The sequence below is a fragment of the Nostocoides sp. HKS02 genome (assembly GCF_009707485.1).
In the GTDB taxonomy this organism is placed as follows: domain Bacteria; phylum Actinomycetota; class Actinomycetes; order Actinomycetales; family Dermatophilaceae; genus Pedococcus.
Genome location: NZ_CP046121.1, coordinates 2,213,647 through 2,230,894, shown reverse-complemented (window position 1 = coordinate 2,230,894; position 17,248 = coordinate 2,213,647). Strand labels below are relative to the sequence as shown.

The 17,248-nt window shown below is 70.7% G+C and carries 15 protein-coding genes, 1 tRNA gene and 3 pseudogenes; 8 read left to right on the top strand and 11 right to left on the bottom strand.

The annotated features are described in order from the left end of the window. Positions 1 to 4: 4 nt before the first annotated feature. Positions 5 to 892, bottom strand: coding sequence for an SGNH/GDSL hydrolase family protein (locus GKE56_RS10695; protein WP_230208904.1), 888 nt, complete (start codon positions 890 to 892; stop codon positions 5 to 7). 102 nt (positions 893 to 994) lie between these two features. Between GKE56_RS10695 and pepN the strand changes: the two genes are divergently transcribed. Together pepN and GKE56_RS10685 are read left to right on the top strand one after the other, a co-directional pair. Beyond that, on the top strand, positions 995 to 3,475 hold the full coding sequence (gene pepN, locus GKE56_RS10690) for an aminopeptidase N (RefSeq protein ID WP_154684526.1): 2,481 nt from the start codon (positions 995 to 997) through the stop codon (positions 3,473 to 3,475). Positions 3,476 to 3,643: 168 nt separating this feature from the next. Further along, entirely contained in the window at positions 3,644 to 4,597 is a 954-nt protein-coding gene (locus tag GKE56_RS10685; protein ID WP_154684525.1) for a serine/threonine-protein kinase, read from the top strand. A 34-nt stretch (positions 4,598 to 4,631) separates the two neighbouring features. Here the strand turns inward: GKE56_RS10685 and GKE56_RS10680 are convergent, their stop codons facing one another. Beyond that, positions 4,632 to 5,132, bottom strand: coding sequence for a YajQ family cyclic di-GMP-binding protein (locus GKE56_RS10680; RefSeq protein ID WP_195908083.1), 501 nt, complete (start codon positions 5,130 to 5,132; stop codon positions 4,632 to 4,634). Between the two features lie 91 nt (positions 5,133 to 5,223). On the opposite strand from GKE56_RS10680, the gene GKE56_RS10675 reads away from it, so the two are divergent. Further along, positions 5,224 to 5,304 (top strand) — tRNA-Tyr (locus GKE56_RS10675). A gap of 308 nt (positions 5,305 to 5,612) precedes the next feature. Here GKE56_RS10675 and GKE56_RS10670 read toward each other — a convergent pair. From GKE56_RS10670 to GKE56_RS10660, 3 genes and pseudogenes are all read right to left on the bottom strand, one after another. Next, a pseudogene (locus GKE56_RS10670) lies at positions 5,613 to 6,242 on the bottom strand (aldehyde dehydrogenase family protein); the annotation flags it as partial. 254 nt (positions 6,243 to 6,496) lie between these two features. Continuing rightward, a complete protein-coding gene (locus GKE56_RS10665) occupies positions 6,497 to 7,144 on the bottom strand; it encodes a response regulator transcription factor (protein WP_154684523.1) in 648 nt (215 codons plus the stop codon). Then, positions 7,132 to 8,961, bottom strand: a complete 1,830-nt coding sequence (locus GKE56_RS10660) for a histidine kinase (RefSeq protein WP_195908082.1) — start codon at positions 8,959 to 8,961, stop codon at positions 7,132 to 7,134. The genes GKE56_RS10665 and GKE56_RS10660 overlap by 13 nt, the downstream gene beginning before the upstream one ends. A gap of 139 nt (positions 8,962 to 9,100) precedes the next feature. On the opposite strand from GKE56_RS10660, the gene GKE56_RS10655 reads away from it, so the two are divergent. Both GKE56_RS10655 and GKE56_RS10650 read left to right on the top strand, forming a co-directional pair. Then, positions 9,101 to 9,736, top strand: a complete 636-nt coding sequence (locus GKE56_RS10655; RefSeq protein ID WP_154684521.1) for a hypothetical protein — start codon at positions 9,101 to 9,103, stop codon at positions 9,734 to 9,736. Then, complete coding sequence (locus GKE56_RS10650) at positions 9,733 to 10,296, top strand: hypothetical protein (protein ID WP_154684520.1); 564 nt, start codon at positions 9,733 to 9,735, stop codon at positions 10,294 to 10,296. Before GKE56_RS10655 ends, GKE56_RS10650 begins: the two co-directional genes overlap by 4 nt. 65 nt (positions 10,297 to 10,361) lie before the next feature. Here GKE56_RS10650 and GKE56_RS10645 read toward each other — a convergent pair whose 3' ends face one another. The 3 genes and pseudogenes from GKE56_RS10645 to GKE56_RS18265 all read right to left on the bottom strand — a co-directional run. Further along, a complete protein-coding gene (locus GKE56_RS10645; protein ID WP_195908081.1) occupies positions 10,362 to 11,021 on the bottom strand; it encodes an MFS transporter in 660 nt (219 codons plus the stop codon). 178 nt (positions 11,022 to 11,199) lie between these two features. Continuing rightward, positions 11,200 to 11,589 (bottom strand): annotated as a pseudogene (locus tag GKE56_RS18270) (MFS transporter); the annotation flags it as partial. A 16-nt stretch (positions 11,590 to 11,605) separates the two neighbouring features. After that, a pseudogene (locus GKE56_RS18265) lies at positions 11,606 to 11,689 on the bottom strand (hypothetical protein); the annotation flags it as partial. Between the two features lie 329 nt (positions 11,690 to 12,018). Here GKE56_RS18265 and GKE56_RS10635 point away from each other — a divergent pair. Further along, entirely contained in the window at positions 12,019 to 12,558 is a 540-nt protein-coding gene (locus GKE56_RS10635) for a TetR/AcrR family transcriptional regulator (protein WP_195908080.1), read from the top strand. Positions 12,559 to 12,738: 180 nt separating this feature from the next. Beyond that, a complete protein-coding gene (locus GKE56_RS10630) occupies positions 12,739 to 13,026 on the top strand; it encodes a YciI family protein (protein ID WP_230209316.1) in 288 nt (95 codons plus the stop codon). 23 nt (positions 13,027 to 13,049) lie between these two features. Here GKE56_RS10630 and GKE56_RS10625 read toward each other — a convergent pair whose 3' ends face one another. Further along, entirely contained in the window at positions 13,050 to 14,183 is a 1,134-nt protein-coding gene (locus tag GKE56_RS10625) for a hypothetical protein (protein WP_154684515.1), read from the bottom strand. A gap of 446 nt (positions 14,184 to 14,629) precedes the next feature. On the opposite strand from GKE56_RS10625, the gene GKE56_RS10620 reads away from it, so the two are divergent. Beyond that, on the top strand, positions 14,630 to 15,685 hold the full coding sequence (locus GKE56_RS10620; protein ID WP_154684514.1) for an NAD(P)H-binding protein: 1,056 nt from the start codon (positions 14,630 to 14,632) through the stop codon (positions 15,683 to 15,685). A 19-nt stretch (positions 15,686 to 15,704) separates the two neighbouring features. On the opposite strand, the gene GKE56_RS10615 is transcribed toward GKE56_RS10620, so the two are convergent. Further along, entirely contained in the window at positions 15,705 to 16,172 is a 468-nt protein-coding gene (locus GKE56_RS10615; RefSeq protein WP_195908079.1) for an SRPBCC family protein, read from the bottom strand. 16 nt (positions 16,173 to 16,188) lie between these two features. Next, entirely contained in the window at positions 16,189 to 17,244 is a 1,056-nt protein-coding gene (locus GKE56_RS10610) for an NAD(P)H-binding protein (protein ID WP_154684512.1), read from the bottom strand. Positions 17,245 to 17,248: the final 4 nt, after the last annotated feature.

Sequence of the window (17,248 nt, the reverse complement as noted above, 5' to 3'; positions counted from 1 at the left end):
TGGCCTACCGCAGGCGGAGGACGCTGATCGTCTGGTCGGCCATCGCGGCCTCGCCGAGGGCGTTGGGATGCACCGGCACCGTGTTCGTCCCGAACAGCACCGGCTCGATCCACCGGGTGCCGATCGGCTGGCAGGCGTCGTGACCCTCGGAGACCCGCGAGAAGTCGATGTACGTCGTGCCGGTCGCCGCGGCGGCCTTGGCGATGACGGCGTTGAGGTGGCCCTGGATCTCGCGGAGGTAGGGCACGTCCCCCTGCGCGATGCTCATCTTCGTGAAGCAGCCCACCGTCGGCGGGAGGATCCAGGGGTAGCCGAGGATGGCCACCCGGGCCTTGGGAGCACGCGCGTGGACGTCCGCCAGGGCGCGTTCCACCGCGGGGGCCGTGCTGGTGTCGATCTGGTCGTCGAAGTAGCTGCCGTAGAGGTCCTTGCAGGGGCTGCCCTGACCCAAGGTGGCTGCGCCGGCGCTTCCGCAGGCGGCAATGGACCCGATGAACACGTTGTTGTCGTTGCCGCCGATGGTCAGCGTGACCAGGTCGGTGCTGGGGGTGAGCGCGTCAAGCTGGGGGGCCACCCCGGGGTACTGTGACGCGGAGAAGTCCTTGGTCTGGGCCGCTCCGCAGGTCACGTCCGTCAGGGATGCTCCAGTGTTGGTGGCGATGACGTGGGGGTAGTTGCTCGAGCTGCGGGCGCAGGCGGGGTTGGCCTGCGGGTCCGGAGGCCAGATGCCGGAGCCGGCCGAGTAGCTGTCGCCGAGCGCGACGTAGTCGTGTGCTGATGACGGGGACGACGGCGACGACGTCGCCCCGGCGGGGACGGCCCCCACGATCGTCGCCGTCATCGATGCCAGAACGGCCAGGGCTCCGACCGCCGTGCTGAGGTGGGTCCTCATGAACGCGCTCCTTTGCGGTTACCATGGGTAAGTTACCGTCCGGTAGAGATGATGGCAGGGACGGCGTTCGACGACAAGAGGGCGGCTGGTTGAATCGGCCCCATGCCTTCCCTGACTCGCGCCGAGGCGCAGCTGCGCTCGGACCTGCTGGCCGTGACCGGCATGGAGGTCGACCTCGACCTCGACCATGGCCCGGAGTACTTCCGCTCCCGCACCACGATCCGCTTCTCCTGCGCCGAGCCGGGCGCCTCGACCTTCCTCGATGTGAAGCCGGCTGAGCTGCGCTCGGTACTGCTCAACGGCGCCGCGGTGCCCGCGGACGGCCTGGTCGACGGGCGCATCGCCCTCGACGGACTCGCCCCGCAGAACGTCCTCGAGGTGGAGGCGCTGATGGCGTACTCCCGCGACGGGCAGGGGCTGCACCGCGCGGTCGACCCCGCTGACGGCGAGCACTACGTCTACGGTCACCTGTTCTTGGACGCCGCGCCCCGGGTCTTCGCGTGCTTCGACCAGCCCGACCTCAAGGCCCCGTATGCCGTGTCCGTCACCGCGCCGTCGGAGTGGGTGGTGCTGGGCAACGGCGCGGCGCGTCAGGTTGCTCCCGGGCGCTGGGAGCTGGCGCAGACCCAGCCACTGGCAACGTATTTCGTCACCATCTGTGCTGGGCCGTACGTGTCCGTGCGGGACGAGCACGACGGAATACCGCTCGGTCTGCACGCCCGAGCGTCGCTGGGCGAGGCGCTGGAACGCGAGGCGCCGCAGATGCTCGAGGTGACGAAGGCGAGCTTCGACTACTACCACCAGCTCTTCGGGATCCGGTACCCGTTCGGCGAGTACCACCAGGTGTTCGTGCCCGAGTTCAACGCCGGCGCCATGGAGAACCCCGGGTGCGTGACCTTCCGCGACACGTACGTGTTCCGCGGGGCGGCGGCGCGCGACGAGGTGCTCGCGCGTTCGAACACCATCACCCACGAGATGGCCCACATGTGGTTCGGGGACCTCGTGACGATGCGGTGGTGGGACGACCTGTGGCTCAACGAGTCCTTCGCCGAGTACATGGCGCACCGCACCTGCGTCGAGGTGACCGAGTTCACCGACGCGTGGGTCGACTCCACCGTGGCGCGCAAGGCGTGGGGGTATGCCGCGGAGCGCACCCCCTCGACGCATCCAGTGGCGGGGTCGGCGGCGCTCGACGCGCAGTCGGCGCTGCAGGACTTCGACGGGATCTCGTACGCCAAGGGTGCGGCGACCCTGCGACAGCTCATCGCGCACATCGGCGACGAGGCCTTCATCTCCGGCGTCGCGGCATACCTCCGCGAGCACGCGTTCGGGAACGGCACGCTGGCCGACTTCCTGGGCGCCATCGAGCGAGCCTCGGGACGCGACCTCACGGCATGGAGCCGGGCATGGCTGCTCACTGCGGGCGTCGACGTCATCTCGGTCGACCGCGAGACGGGGGTCGTGAGTCGTGCTGTGCCCCAAGCGTTTCCGGCTGACAGGCCGCACACCTTCGACGTGGCGGGCTATGGCGGCGGGGCCGAGGTGTTCCGTGTGCCGGTGACCGTCACGGCCGACCGGACCGCGGTCGGGGCGCTGCAGGAGGCGCTGCGCCACGGAGCCGCCGAGCTCGTCGTCCCCAATGCGTCTGACCTCACCTGGGCCACCGTGTTGCTCGATCCCCGGACCGTGACCGCGCTCCCGGGGTCGCTGGCGGCCGTTCCCGACGCGCAGGCGCGGGCCGTGGTCTGGGTCGCGCTCATCGACGGCGTCTGCCTCGGGAGCATCGACCCGCGTGTCGTGGTCGAGACGTTCGGCCGGGCCTGGCCCCACGAGGACAGCGACTCGGTGCTCAACCGCAGTGCCGCCAGCGTTCTGGGGCGGGTCATCCCGACGTTCCTGCCTCGAGTGCAGCAGGACGGGGCCTTGCAGGTCGTCGCGGAGGCGGCGGCCGAGCTCCTGTCGTCGAGCGTTCCGGCCAGCTCCCCGGCCCTGGTGGCAGCCCGCACGCTGGCCCGGAGCAGCGCGGACGAGGCGCTGCTGCGGGCCTGGGTCGACGGCAAGGAGCTGCCCGCCGGGCTCGAGGGGGACTCAGACTTCCGCTGGATCGTCGTGCACACCCTGGCCGCCCACGGGCTCGTGGAGCGCAGGGACATCGAGGCGGTGCAGGCGCAGGACGACACCCTGCAAGGCCGCCTGGGCGCGCTGACCGCCCTGGCCGCGCTGCCGTCCGCAGAGGCCAAGGCCTGGGCCTGGCGCGAGCTCACCGCGCGCCCAGACCGGTCGAACTACGAGCTCAACGCGCTCGCACGGGGCTTCTGGTTCGCGCGGGACCTCGACGTGGTGCGCCCGTACGTCTCCCGGTACTTCGAGGAGGTGCCGGCGATGACCGGCTGGGTCGGCGAGGATGCGATCGCCCGGGTGGCGATGCTGGCGTACCCGGGCCGCGTGGTCGAGGCGCCCACCCTGGCGGCCAGCGAGGCGGCACTGACGCGTGGCGACCTGACCCCGGCCGTGCGGCGGGCCATCGTCGACGGCGAGTCCGAGCTGCGTGAGGCGCTCGGCTCGCGCCGGCTCTACGGGTGACGGCGATTTGCGCGTTTTCGCAGGTCAGCCCCGGTGGAGCCGCGGAAGGTGGTGAGGCTCGATGCGCGCGATTCGGCCATCGCGGCCTTAGACTCATGGTGGCGAGGTCCATGAGATGTCAGTTGACGTACACCTTCGTCAGCCGGAGGTCTCAGTGGAGTGCCAGTCATGAACCGCTTGTGTGAGGGCTTCGTGCTCGGAGAGCGGTATGAGCTCGGCGTGCGTATCGCGTCCGGCGGCATGGCCGACGTCTGGGCCGGCACGGACAAGGTCCTGCAACGCACGGTCGCCATCAAGGTGATGCGGCCCGACACCGGGCACGAGGAGCTGTTCGCGCTCCGCTTCCGTGACGAAGCCGTGCACTCGGCCGGTTTGCTCCACATCAACATCGCGACCTTGTTCGACTACGGCGAGGACGACGGGCTGGCGTTCCTCGTCATGGAGCTCGTCAAGGGTGAGCCGCTGTCGGTGGTGCTCAAGGAGCGCGGCCCGCTCGACCCCGCCGAGGTGCGCTCGATCGTCGGCCAGGCCGCGTTGGCGCTGGGCGTGGCGCACGAGGCCCGGGTGGTGCACCGCGACGTCAAGCCCGCCAACATCCTCGTGCGACCCGACGGGCTCGTGAAGCTCACCGACTTCGGCATCGCCCGCGCGCTCGACGCCGCGGGCCACACCCGCGCCGGAGAGATGCTCGGCACTCCCGACTACATCAGCCCGGAGCAGGCGATGGGCGAGCCGGCGACCGGTGCCAGCGACCTCTACGCCCTCGGCGTGGTGGCCCACGAGATGCTCTCCGGGCGCAAGCCGTTCGACAAGGGCACGCCGGTCGCCACGGCGCTCAGCCACGTCAACGAGCCCCCGCCCCCGCTGCCCGAGGGTGTGCCCGAGGACCTGGCATCGCTGGTGAGCGACTGCCTGCAGAAGAACCCGGCGGACCGCCCGGTGAACGCCCGCGAGGTCGCCGCGCGGCTGGGCGTGGGCGAGAACGAGATGGCTGGCCTCGACCTCGGCCTGGCGAGTGCCGCCGACGAGTCGGCCGATGAGCCCGCCGGCGGTGCTGCCGCCGACGGCTCGGGCGTGCGTTACCCCGACCTGGGCGGCCCGACCCTCGGTATGCCGACCTGAGGCGGTATGCCGTCCTGAGGCAGGTCGCCTCGCGTCACCGGTAGTTGGTGAACTGGATCGCGAAGTCCAGGTCGTCCTTGCTCTTGAGCAGCGCCTGAACGGCCTGCAGGTCGTCACGTGACTTGCTCGTCACGCGCAGCTCGTCGCCCTGGATCTGGGACTTCACCGACTTGGGGCCCTCGTCACGGATGATCTTGCCGACCTTCTTGGCGTTCTCCTGCGAGATGCCTTCCTGCAGGCCGACCTCGAGGCGGTACTCCTTGCCGGACAGCTGCGGCCCACGCTCGGGGACGTCGAGGTGCTTGAGTGAGACCTTGCGCTTGACGAGCCAGGTCTGGAAGACGTCGAGGACGGCGTTCGCGCGCTCCTCGGTGTTGGCCTTGATGATCACCTTGTCCTCGCCACTGGCCTCGATCGAGGCGCCGACGTTCTTGAAGTCGTACCGCGTCGCAACCTCACGGGCAGCGCTGTTGAGGGCGTTGGCGACCTCCTGGTGGTCGATCTTGCTGACGATGTCGAACGAGCTGTCGGCCATGCGGTTCGGGTCCTCTCGGATGGAGCGGGTGGGGGCCGGACGCCGGTTTCGGCAATCCGCGCGGTCCTTGCTATCCTTCCACGCGCACCAAGGCAGGTTGCCCGAGCGGCCAATGGGAGTGGACTGTAAATCCATCGCGAAAGCTTCGAAGGTTCGAATCCTTCACCTGCCACCCAGTGCACAGAGGGCGCCCGACCTGCGGAAACGCGAGTCAGGCGCCCTCTGTCAGTACCCGGCAACCGCGAAGCCGGGCGAACCCCGGGCTGACCGGCGCCCAGATGATGTGCCGCGCTCGCTGACCCAGGATCTGCCCAATGCCGATAAGCGTCGTCAGTGGTTACCCGGGGGGTCGTTCCACCACCGCAGCCCAGCGTCGTGCACACCTGGACGGGTTTCGCCGGGCCGGGGCAGTCCTTGGCGACGTCCTGGACCTCACCCTCGGGACCGCGATGCCTAGCTGCCCGCACCTTGGCTGTCTCGTCAGAGCGCCAGGCCGACGTACTTGGTCTCCAGGTACTCCTCGATGCCCTCGAATCCGCCTTCGCGGCCAAAGCCCGAGTGCTTGACACCTCCGAAGGGCGCGGCGGGGTTCGAAACGACGCCCTGGTTCACGCCCACCATGCCGAAGTCGAGGGCTTCGCTCACGCGCAGGGCGCGGGACAGGTCGCGGGTGAAGACGTACCCGACCAGGCCGTACTCCGTGGAGTTGGCCGTGGCGATCGCCTCGTCCTCTGTGGCGAAGGTGACGACGGGTGCAACCGGTCCGAAGATCTCTTCGGTGAGGCATCGGGCCCCCTGCGGGACGTCCGACAGGACGGTGGGCCGGTAGAACCAGCCCCCACCCCGGACGGGCTTGCCCCCGGTGAGGATCTTCGCCCCTCGACTCACGGCGTCTTGGACGAGCGCGTCGACCCCGTCGCGTGCTTTGGCTGTCACCAGGGGACCGACGTCCACGCCCGGCTGGGTCCCCGTTCCGACGGTGAGGGCGCCCATCCGGGCCGCAAGCTTGCGGGAGAACTCCTCCGCCACCGACTCGTGCACGAGGAACCGGTTGGCGGCGGTGCACGCCTCACCCATGTTGCGCATCTTGGCGAGCATGGCGCCGTCCATCCAGGTCGTCCGCTAGCAGGCCGGCTCGGAATTCCTCGACAGCTGACCCTCGGCACCGCATGCGGTGCCGAGGGTCAGCTGTCGGCTGTTCGGAGTGCCGTCTGCCAAAGAGCACGGCCCCTAGGGGCCCGGGTAGCGAACGACGCCGTCTGGCGCCGAGTGTCTGTGGGGAAATCGCGCCGAAGCTCGCGCCTAGCCGCCAAGCGGAAGGCGAGCGGGCGGCATACGTCGCGGGGGTACTCGGCGCCGCACCGTCACGCTGACCTGGTGCCGCGCAGGTGAGCCAGCACGGCCAGCACCCGGCGGTGCTCGTTGGCGGATTCGGGGATGTCGAGCTTGGCGAAGAGTCGTCGCACGTGGGACTCGACCGTGCGGTCGCTGATGACCAGCCGTTGGGCGATCCCGGTGTTGGTCAGCCCCTCGGCCATGAGCCCGAGGACCTCGGCCTCGCGCTCGCTCAAGATGTCGACGCTCCCACGTCGCCGACCGCCGACCAGGTTCGCGACGACCTTCGGGTCGAGCGCCGAACCGCCAGCGGCCACTCGTTCGCACGTCGCCAGGAAGTCGCCGACCTCCAGCACGCGGTCCTTGAGCAGGTAGCCGAACGCGGGGTACTCGATGAGCCCGACGGAGTGCACCGTCTCGACGTGCTGCGAGAGGACCAGCACACCGAGGTGGGGCATCGCGGCCTTGAGCTCAGCGGCCGCCCTGATGCCTTCGTCAGTGTGCGTGGGCGGCATACGCACGTCGAGCACCACCAGATCCGGCGCTACCTCCGCGGCCAGCGGCAGCAGCCCCTCGGCATCGCCTCTGGTCGCGACGACCTGATGGCCGCCGTCCACGAACAGCCGCGCGAGTCCCTCGCGGAGCAGGACCTGGTCCTCGACGATCACGACCCGCATGACAGCTCCGCGATGAGCGTGGTGCCCTGTCCTGGCTTTGACTCGATCCTGAACTGCCCGCCCTGCGCGGCGACCCGGTCGCTGACGCCCACGAGTCCGCCACCACCGCGCATCGTCGCTCCACCCACGCCGTCGTCGCTCACCCGGACCACGAGCCGACGACCGAGCTGCCGAACCTCGAGGGCGAGCTGGGAGGCGCCAGCGTGTTTGAGCGCGTTGGTGACGCCTTCACACGCGATGAAGTACGCCGCCGTCTCGACGTCCTTCGAGTACCTCACCTCGGGTACCTCGATCGAGACCGGCAGCTGAGCGCGGTGCGCCAGGTCCCGAAGGGCCGGGGCCAGGCCGTCGTCGAGGACCCCAGGCCGTATGCCGTGGGCGATGTCGCGCAGCTCCTCGATCGTGTCGGTGACCTCGCGCACGGCCGCCTCCAAGGTGCGCGTCACCCCTGTCGCCGAGTCGCCCAGCTCATGCTGGACATGCCTCAGGGCCAGCCCGATGGAGACCATGCGCTGCTGGGCGCTGTCGTGGAGGTCGCGCTCGATCCTGCGTCGTTCGGCTTCAGCGGCTTCGACGATCCGCAACCGGGAGTCCCGCACCTCCTCCAGCTGGTGACGCAGCTCGGCACGGAGGCTCACCATTTCGATCGCCAGCGAGGCCTCCTTCTCGAGCGCCGGGACGATCGCGGCCTGGGCCTCGGGACTTCGCATCCGGCTCGCGGCGGCGGCGATCACCTCGTGCACCCGCTCCGGCTCGCTCCGACCTTCTCGCAGATCGGCCATGAAGCCAGCCACGTCGGCCATGGCGTTGTACCGACCACGGTCGAACCAGCGATCGAGGTATCGCTGCATCCAGCGGCGCAGCGGCCCGAACGCCAGCGCGACGAGCAGCGTGGCCAGGGCGGTGGCGATCGTCGAGCCGCCACCGAAGACGACGCCGAGCCCGACGACCAAGGCAGCGAACAGTCCTCCGAGGACCATGGTCACCGCCAGGTAGAGGACGGTCCGACTGACGATGAGCTCGATGTCGTAGAGCCGGTATCGCCAGATCGCGGCCAGCGCAGCGAGCGGCAGCGCAGTGAGCACCAGGGCATCGGCGATCCGGAACGCCACGGAGCTCGTGTAGAACGGCGCGGTCGGGAGCAGGACGACCACCACGACTCCGACCGCGAAGACCATCCACTTGAGCTGCTGGCGCTCGACGCCGTCGGCTCGACGCATCCTCAGCACCATCGCCAGGACTCCGAGCAGCATTGCGGTCGTCACGGCGACGAACCCGACCCAGTAGAGGAGGACGGTCGGGACGGTGGCAGAACGCAGTGGGTTGCGACCAGAGACGAGCAGGCTGTCGACCTGGTCGCCGGTAGCCCAGCCGGCCAACAGCACCAGCGATCCGATGCCCGCGACAGGGAGCACCCATGGCCAGACGCGACCGCTCCGGGGCAGCCGCCCGTCGGGAAAGAGCACGAAGGTCGCCGCCATGAGCCCGCCTCCGACGGCCCAGGTGGAGGCGGCCGCGAGGTCGGCAATGGCAGAGCCGGGCCATCCTCGCGAGGTGCCGACGAGGGCCCAGCCCTGGCCGAGGTCCGAGACGACAGCCTGCAGGACTCCCGTGGTGATGAGCAGCCACCCGATGAGGTGTCGTGGGTGGCGTGCCAGGATCAGCACGCCAGCGACGACGTTGGCGAGGGCGTATGCCGCGTAGACGACCGTGTCCCACGTGGGTTCGCGTCCCCACGACAGGCCGATCGCGGCCCCCTCGACCAGCACGGTCGCGAGCAGCAACGTCCAGTGCGCCGGTCGGAGTCGCGGTCCCACTCCCGAATCCTGACGCACAGGGCGGGCCCGTGTATCCAGTACAGGTACGCAACGCACAGTGTGGTGCCCGCCCGGACGCGCGGCCTCATGCGGCGGGTCTTTCATGGAGTCATCCTTCGCACCTCACCAGGAGACTCCGATGACCATGATCAGTAACGCCCCGGTCCCCACTCGTCACCGCGTCCGTGCATCGGTGTTCCTTCCAGCCGTGGGGCTGATCGCGGCCGCCGCGACGCAGATCGATGCCGCGATCATCACCAACGCGTACCGGTCGGAAAGTCCAGCACCCAAGGACAGCCTGAACTTCCCGTGGTTCGGAGGGCTGGCCGGCCAGATCTCGACGTGGTGGTCCTTCGCCGGCCTGTTCGTCGTCATCGGGCTGGGCGCGCTCGCTCGCAGCCAGGCGTTGCGAGCCAGCAGGGCCGGCCGCGCCGGCGCCTCGGTTGCGGTGCTCGGCGCTTCCACGCTGGTGGTCGCCAACTTCCTGTCCGCCGCGAACGCCAACGCCATGATGGCCGACGGCATCGGTGGCGTCATCGGCTCGATGTTCGGTGGCGGAACCCTCCTGCTCGGCATCGGCCTCACTCTCGCCGGCGTCGCCGTCCTGCGCTCCGGAGCTTGGCACGGAGTCGCCCGCTTCGTCCCGTTGGCCAACGGGCTCTGGTCCTTCGCGATGATCGCGCTGATCTTCGGTGACCTGCTGCAGGTCTCGATCGGCATCATGGCCGCGCTGCAGGTTGCTCTCGGTGCAACCTTGATCGCCGAGGAAGCGTGAGGGGCCGGTTGCCGCGCCGCGAGCTGGCCGTCGGCGCGGTCTTCGGACTGGCCTGGGCAGCGGCCATGCGGGGGATGATGGCCGAGCTCGCTGCGAGGGACCCGGGCGGTTCACACTTCAGCATCGCCACCTTCATCTTCATCCTGCCTCCGGGCGCCGTGACGGGCGCGCTGATGGCGTGGGCGATCACACCGCCTCGGCCTGGAGTCATGCCCGCGCCCCAGCGCCTCAGATGGGCCCCCATGGTCATGTGTCTGGACCCCGCAGCCGTGCCGATCATGCTCGCCGTCGTGGGCGCCGGGTGGGTCGCGGGCGGCCGCGGTACGCCGAGGAGCCGACTCTGGATCGGCATCCCCAGCGCCCTGATGCTGCTCGCGCTCCCCGTCGCGATCGCCATCGATTCCCCGCCCGCCTGGGCCTCGTTGCGCAGCACCTGGATCCTGACGCTGGCGACCTCCCTGCTCGCCTCCCTGGTCATCGTCGAGACCATGGTCGTGCGCCGGCTTGCGCTCACCGCAGCGCCACACATCGTGGGCGCGCATGAATCCCGGGTTGCATGACGGCCCGACGCATCGGTCCACCGAGGGCCTCCGGCCAGCTCGAGCGCTGACCAGAGGCCCGCCTCCTAGTGCGAGGCGCGCGCGGGCCGTGGTGTCCGGTGGAGCTGGGACACGACGAGGACGGTGAGCAGCAACAACCCGGCAGCGACCGTCAGGGCGGTCGACGCCCCGGCGACGAAGACGTGCTGGGACTGCTCGACGACCGAGCGGCCGTGGGTCGGCTCGGACGCGGCGTGCCGGCTGGCCGTGCCGAACACCGTCACGAGCAGGGCCAGCCCCAACGACCCACCGACCTGCTGCGTGACGTTGACCAGGCCGGACGCGGCTCCGGCGTGCTGTGGTTCGACCTCGTGGAGCGAGGCGCCGGTCAGCGGCACGAACGCGGTGCCGTTGCCGAGGCCGAGCAGGACGAGGGGCACGAGGATGTACCAGTAGCTGCTGGTCTCGGACATCCGGCTGAGCAGCGCCAGCGAGGTCGTCGACAGCAGCGTCCCGACCACCATCACGCGGCGCGGTCCGAACTGCTCGACGAACCGGCGAGCGCTCAGCTGTGAGGCGAGGAACAGCGCCGCGGTCAGGGGCAGGAACCCCAGGCCGGTCTGCAGCGGGCTGTAGTGGAGCACGTTCTGGAGGAACAGGGTGGTGAAGAAGAACGTGCCCATGATCCCGGCCACGAGAAGCAGCCGCCCGGCATACGACCCCGCACGGGTGGGGTTGGCGAACAAGCTCGAGGGGCACGATCGGGTGTGCCGCGCGTCGTTCGACGACGACGAACGCCGCGAGCAGCAGCACCGCGGCGACGAACGACGTGATCGTCTCGGCGTTGCTCCACCCGGCCTCGGCAGCGCGGACGAACCCGTAGACGAGGGCGGTCATGCCGAGGGTCGAGGTCAGGGCGCCGGCCACGTCGATCCGTCCGGTCGCTCGCGGGGTCTCCGGGACGACCAGGAGCGCGGCGGCGATCACCGCGAGGCCGATCGGGACGTTGACGAACATCACCCAGCGCCACGAGAACCACTGCGTGAGCAGGCCGCCGGCGATGAGGCCGATGGCGGCGCCCCCGATGGAGACTCCGGTGAACAGGCCCAGGGCGCGAGTGCGCTCGCGCACCTCGGTGAACGTCGACATGAGCAGTGCGAGCACCGCCGGTGCGGCGAGGGCCGCGCCGACACCCTGAGCCGCGCGGGACGCGACCAGCCAGGTCGAGGTGGTGGCCAGGCCGCCGACGAAGGACGCCGCCGCGAACAAGCGCCATCCCGGCGAGGAAGACCCGGCGTCGCCCGAACAGGTCACCGGCCCGTGCGCCGAACAGGAGCAGTCCGCCGAAGGCGAGGGTGTAGGCGTTGAGCACCCACGACAGGCCCGTGGGGGTGAAGTGGAGCGCCGTCTGCATGCGGGGCAGGGCGACGTTCACGATGGTCGCGTCGAGCACGACCATGAGCTGGGCGGTGAGGATGACGCCGAGGACGACGGCGGGAGAGACCCGCCGACGGGGTCCGTCGGGTCGCTGGATCGGGGACGGCGTGGGGCTGGGCGCTGGAGCCGCGAGAGTCTGTGCAGACACGAGGTCTTGCTCCTTCGGGTACGATGGTGAATAAGTGGAAGGTCCCTCCGGATGAGACAATACGGAGGGAGCCTCCGCTTTGCAAGTCCTTTCCTGTGATGGAGGTATGCCGGGTGGTCCCGACACCTGCCGCCGGTCAGCTCAGCGCGGAGCGGCCGATGCGCGCTGACGCGCAGCGGAACCACGAGCGCCTGGTCCTTGCTGCCCGCGAGGTGCTGCGCGAGTCCGGCACCGAGTCCTCGCTCGAGGAGATCGCGCGCCGGGCGGGCGTGGGCATCGGCACGCTCTACCGCCGCTTTCCCACCCGGCTGTCCCTGCTCGAAGCCGTCTACCGCGAGGATGTCGACGCGCTCGAGCAGCAGACCGTGCGGCTCGTCGAGTCGCAGGAGCCGTGGGCTGCCCTCGAGCAGTGGGTGTGGGTCCTGCTCGACTACGCGGCGACCAAGCGCGCGCTGTTCCAGGAGCTGGTCGACGCCGTCGGCCGCGACTCCGAGCTGCTCACCCACTCCCGCCAGGCGGTCAACGACGCGGCGGGCGCGGTACTCCGCAACGCCCAGGGTGCAGGCGTCGCGCGCACCGATGTCGAACCCTCCGACCTGCTCCGCCTCGTCGGGGGCTGCACGATGATGGGCGAGCTCGACCCGGACCAGCAGAAGCGGGTCGTGAGCATCGTGCTGGCCGGCATCCGCACCGCCTGACCTCTGCCACCTGCTTTTCTGTGAAGGTTGTCGGATCCGCGGCATACCGTTCGTGGGGTGGCTGGAGGTGGTCATCGGGACCGCCGGGAACTGAGGAGATGTGTGATGACGCACTACCTGCTGGCCGTGCACGGCCCGGCCGAGAGGGACGAGTTCGGCAGCTACGGCTCCAAGGAGGAGATGGAGGAGGCGTTCGCCGCCACCGGCGCCTTCAACGACAAGCTGCACGCGGATGGCTACTGGGTGTTCGCCGGGGGTCTCGAGCCGGCCTCGACGGCGACCGTCGTCGACGGACAGGGGGACACGCCCGTCCTGACCGACGGCCCGTACCTGGAGAGCAAGGAGGTCATCGGAGGCTTCTGGGTGATCGACGCGCCAGACCTCGACGTCGCGCTCCGGCTCGCTGCCGAGGGATCCAAGGCCTGCCGCGGCAAGGTCGAGGTTCGTCCGTTCGAGGGCCTCGCCTGAGCGGCGGCCCGTAGGGCGCGCCCCTAGCTGCGCGGCGGCTCGCGGCGCGGCGGGGCGCTGGCCTTGCGCAGAGCCGGACGGCGAGGCGGGATGGGCTCCGACGGCCAGCGTCGTGGACCGGTCCACATGGCCGGAGTGGCGTCGAGCTCGCGGGCGAGGAGTAGCGCGGTGACGTCGTAGTTGACCCGCCAGCCGCGGAAGTTCGGCCAGGCGACCTCGTCCGTCACCTCGATCGGGTAGTCCAGCTGTCGGAGCATCGCCGTGGCCGCGCAGAACTGGTCGTACGACACGGAGATCGGTGCGTCGGGGTCGGGTCCTGGTGGTACGGGCAGGCGCATCGCGCGGGCGATGCGGTCGAGCGCCTCGAAGCCCATGCGCAGCGCCAGGCGTGCCGTGATCTTCGGTTCGGCCGACGGCGTCAGTGAGAGGTGCAGCGCGGCCGCATCGAGCACGGCGACCAGCGAGGTGAGCCAGTCCGAGAAGGGCTGCGGCGAGCGCAGCCGCGCGAGCGTGAAGTAGGTCGTGTGCGACTCGGCGACCTCCGCCGCCCAGCCCTCCCACGAGCTGAAGAGCTCGTCCAGCACCGGCCGGGCGTCACCGTCGAAGATGCCCCACCTGGTCCGCGCCAGGATCTCCGGGCCCCAGGCCGGAGTGCCGGCCCGTGCGGTGAGCAGGGTCACCGCCGTCTCGCGCCGGTTGAACGCGGCATACAGGGTCGGGAGGTAGCCGACCTGCAGGCCGACCACGACGAGCCCGGTGAACGCGGCCAGGTACTCGAGCGCCGCGCTGGCGCGACCGGTCGGCGCGGCATACCCGAGGGTGAACAGCGACGACCCGGCGTCGGAGAACGCCCGGCCGGGTGATCCCGGCACCGCAGGCAGCAGGACCAGCCCGAACCCCAGGGCGAGGAGGGTCAGCCAGACCAGCAGCCGGACCAGCAGGGTGATGGGAGCCTGCCAGGCGAGCACCCGGTCGCGGACCTCGTACTTCGCGCCACGAGGGACCACCGCGCGGAACAGGCCGTCCATGAGGTGCTCGCACAGCCGGGAGATCCGGGAGTCGACGCGCCGCGGCACGACCAGTGTGCCGATCACGCTCGCGAGCGTGCCGGTCACCACGACGACACCCGCGATGCACCCGATCCACGCTGCCAGCACAGGCCCTATTCAACCGCGCGCGATGGATGAGGCGCAGGACCGCCCCCGCCGCAGCCTGCGCAGTGGTGTGCGACGGCCTAGGGGTGCGGAGCCTGGCTGCGCGATGGCACCCGGCGGGGGCGCGCCGAGCGCTCCGGTCGATGGCTGGGCACGCCCCAGGATCGAGGGTCGTTCGGGTGACTCTCGGGTGGCCTGCGGGTCTGGAGTGCCTGGACGTTCTCGCTCAGGTCCTGGACCGCTGAGGTCAACGTCCTGATCACCGCGACCAACGCCGGGTCTTGCGGTGAGTTCTGAGGGAAGTCTTGCGGCATCATGATCAACAACGACCCCAAATCGGCCCGTCCAGCATCTCGCACATCTCCAGCGTGCGGAAGGGTGTGACAGGATCTTCCGCCTCGGGCTCGGCGCGCTGGCGCGCTCGGTCATGAGTGCCGGAGGGAGGCGCCGTGCGGGTGGTCGTGATGGGCGGGGGCGGCTACATCGGGAGCCGCCTGGTCCCGGCTCTGCTCGCCGAGGGTCACGACGTGGTCGCTACGTTCACGGACGTCACGAGCGCCTCGCGCTTCTGGTGGGCCGACCGGGTCGAGGCCGTGACGATGCAGGTCCTCGACCGAGACTCTGCGCGTCGGGCCGCCGCGGGCGCGGACGCCGTCTACTACCTCATCCACGGGTTGGGCGGCGACGACTTCGCGACGCGCGACCGCGAGGGCGCCTACCACGCGGCACACGCGTCGGTGCGGGCCGGCGCGCAGCGCATCGTCTACCTCGGTGGCCTCGTCCCGGCTGTCCCCGAGGGCGACCTCTCGGCACACCTGCGCTCGCGACTCGAGGTCGAGCAGATCCTCACCGACTCCGGAGTGCCGACGCTGGCGCTGCGGGCGGCCATGGTCGTGGGCAGCGGGTCGACGTCGTTCGAGATCATGCGCCAGCTGAGCGAGCGGCTGCCGGTGCAGGCCCTGCCGACGTGGATGCGCAGCAGGATCGAGCCGGTCGCCGTGAACGACGTCGTCACCGCCCTGGTGGGGGCGCTGTCCGCTCCGGCGCACAGCCGCGCCTACGACCTGGGCAGCGGCGACCGCGTGACGTATGCCGCGCTGCTGCGCCTCTACGCGCGGCTCGCCGGTCTCCAACGTCTGCAGGTCAGCGTGCCGCTGGTCCCGACCGGGGTGGTCTCGCGGCTGGCGCCCGTCCTGACCAGCGCGCCGGCGTCGACCGTCCAGTCCCTGGTCGAGAGCCTGCACCACGACATGGTCTGCGGGGGCCAGGACTTCCTGCGCGACCTCATGCCCGAGCGCCACCCGATGCTGCCGGTCGCCGAGGCCATCGACCGCGCGCTGGCCCGACCGGGTGACTCCGTCCCGGACGAGGACCGGGACCCCCTCGGGCCGCTGCGGTCGGACGCGGGCTGGGCGGGCGGTCAGGTGTCCCGTCACGACGGACGTCCGGTCCACCATCGTCGGGGCGGCTGGCAGGACCTGCTGCTCGGCCCACCACCGCGCTGAAGCCTGGTGCCGGCTGGCGTCAGCCCTGCCGCGCCTTGAGCTGTCGGTCGAGGTTGTGCGCGAAGCCAGCGCCCATCGCGGCGATGACCCCGTGCATCGAGGCCTGCACCGCCGGCCGCGCCAGCCTGGGAAAGGGCAGGTCGACCTCCACCCCGAGGTCGATCGTCAGCCGGGTGCCCGCGCCTGCGTCGGCCAGCAGGTAGGTCCCCTCGACCCCGGCTCGCTCGTCGCCCGTCGGGGCGTGGGTGTAGACGATCCGTTCCTGCGGGGTGAACTCCATCCGCTCGGTGAAGCTCAGGCCCACGCTCCGGCCGAGCAGCTCGATCGGCGCGAGCTTCCACAGCCAGAGGTCCCCGCGGGGCGCGATGCTGCGGACCATCGGCGTCAGCCGCGCCACCTGGTGGGCGTCGGTCAGCAGGTCCCAGACCGCCGCCCTGGGGAACGGCACCACGGCGGAGGACCGCTTGGAGGCGGAGAAGGCGGTCACGGTGTTCCCTCGGTGGTCATCGGCGCAGGCCTGTCCGAGCTCGGGCTGACCGGCGCCTGCGGTGGGCCGCTGACGAGGTGACCAGCGCACCGGCCAGCGCAGCGGCTGCTGCCAGCCGGCCTCGCCGCGCCGCGGACCGGCCCCAGCCCTGTGGGTCGACCGAGCGGACCGCCGCCCGTACCGCGTCGTCGAATGCGGTGCGTCCACCGGGCGGGGGCCCGGTCGCCGTGAGGATGTCCTCCTCGCGGCATACGGCCTCGTGGATGAGGCTGTTCACCAGCGGGCGCGCGATGCCCGCGGACACGGGGGTGACCAGTCCCACCCACAGGCCCGCCAGGCCCGGAGTGAGCACCGGCACCGTGACGATCCAGCGCGGGCGCAGGCCGACGACCGAGGCGTACCGCTGCATCATCTGCGCGTACGTCATCACCTCGGGTCCGCCGATGTCGAAGCTGCGGTGGACGTCGGCCGGCAGGTCCGCAGCGGCGACGAGGTAGTGCACGACGTCGGCGATCGCGATGGGCTGGATGCGGTTGCGGAGCCACCGCGGGGCAACCATGGCGGGCAGTCGCTCGGTGAGGTGGCGCAGCATGTCGAACGACGCCGAGCCGTCACCGAGCACCACCCCGGCCTGCAGCACCGCGGTCGGAACGCTGCCAGCCAGGAAGATGTCGCCCACCTCGACCCGGGACGCGAGGTGCTCGGACAGGTCGCCGGGTGGGTGCAGCCCGCTGAGGTAGACGAGCCGGTGCACCCCCTCCTTCGCCGCGGCACCGGCGAAGGTCGTCGCGAGCTCACGGTCGCGGGCGACGAAGTCGCCTCGACCGTCCATGGAGTGGAGCAGGTAGTAGGCCACGTCGACGCCGGCCAGGGCATTGCGCACGTCCGCGGCCCGGCTCGCGTCGCCCTCGGCGACCTCGACGTCCTGCAGCCACGATTGGCCCTCGAGGCGCGAGCGGTCGCGGGTGAGCACGCGAACGGACCAGCCCGCCTCGAGCAGCCCGGGCACGAGCGCTCCGCCGATGTAGCCGGTGGCCCCGGTCACCAGCGCGGTTCGGTGGGCAGCGGGCACGGGG

What these genes read in the sequence shown, in the direction of transcription:
- GKE56_RS10695 (WP_230208904.1), bottom strand. Translation starts at nt 892, where the DNA reads ATGAGGACCCACCTCAGCACGGCGGTCGGAGCCCTGGCCGTTCTGGCA.
- pepN (WP_154684526.1), top strand. Translation starts at nt 995, where the DNA reads ATGCCTTCCCTGACTCGCGCCGAGGCGCAGCTGCGCTCGGACCTGCTG.
- GKE56_RS10685 (WP_154684525.1), top strand. Translation starts at nt 3,644, where the DNA reads ATGAACCGCTTGTGTGAGGGCTTCGTGCTCGGAGAGCGGTATGAGCTC.
- GKE56_RS10680 (WP_195908083.1), bottom strand. Translation starts at nt 5,132, where the DNA reads ATGGCCGACAGCTCGTTCGACATCGTCAGCAAGATCGACCACCAGGAG.
- GKE56_RS10665 (WP_154684523.1), bottom strand. Translation starts at nt 7,144, where the DNA reads ATGCGGGTCGTGATCGTCGAGGACCAGGTCCTGCTCCGCGAGGGACTC.
- GKE56_RS10655 (WP_154684521.1), top strand. Translation starts at nt 9,101, where the DNA reads ATGACCATGATCAGTAACGCCCCGGTCCCCACTCGTCACCGCGTCCGT.
- GKE56_RS10635 (WP_195908080.1), top strand. Translation starts at nt 12,019, where the DNA reads ATGCGCGCTGACGCGCAGCGGAACCACGAGCGCCTGGTCCTTGCTGCC.
- GKE56_RS10630 (WP_230209316.1), top strand. Translation starts at nt 12,739, where the DNA reads ATGGAGGAGGCGTTCGCCGCCACCGGCGCCTTCAACGACAAGCTGCAC.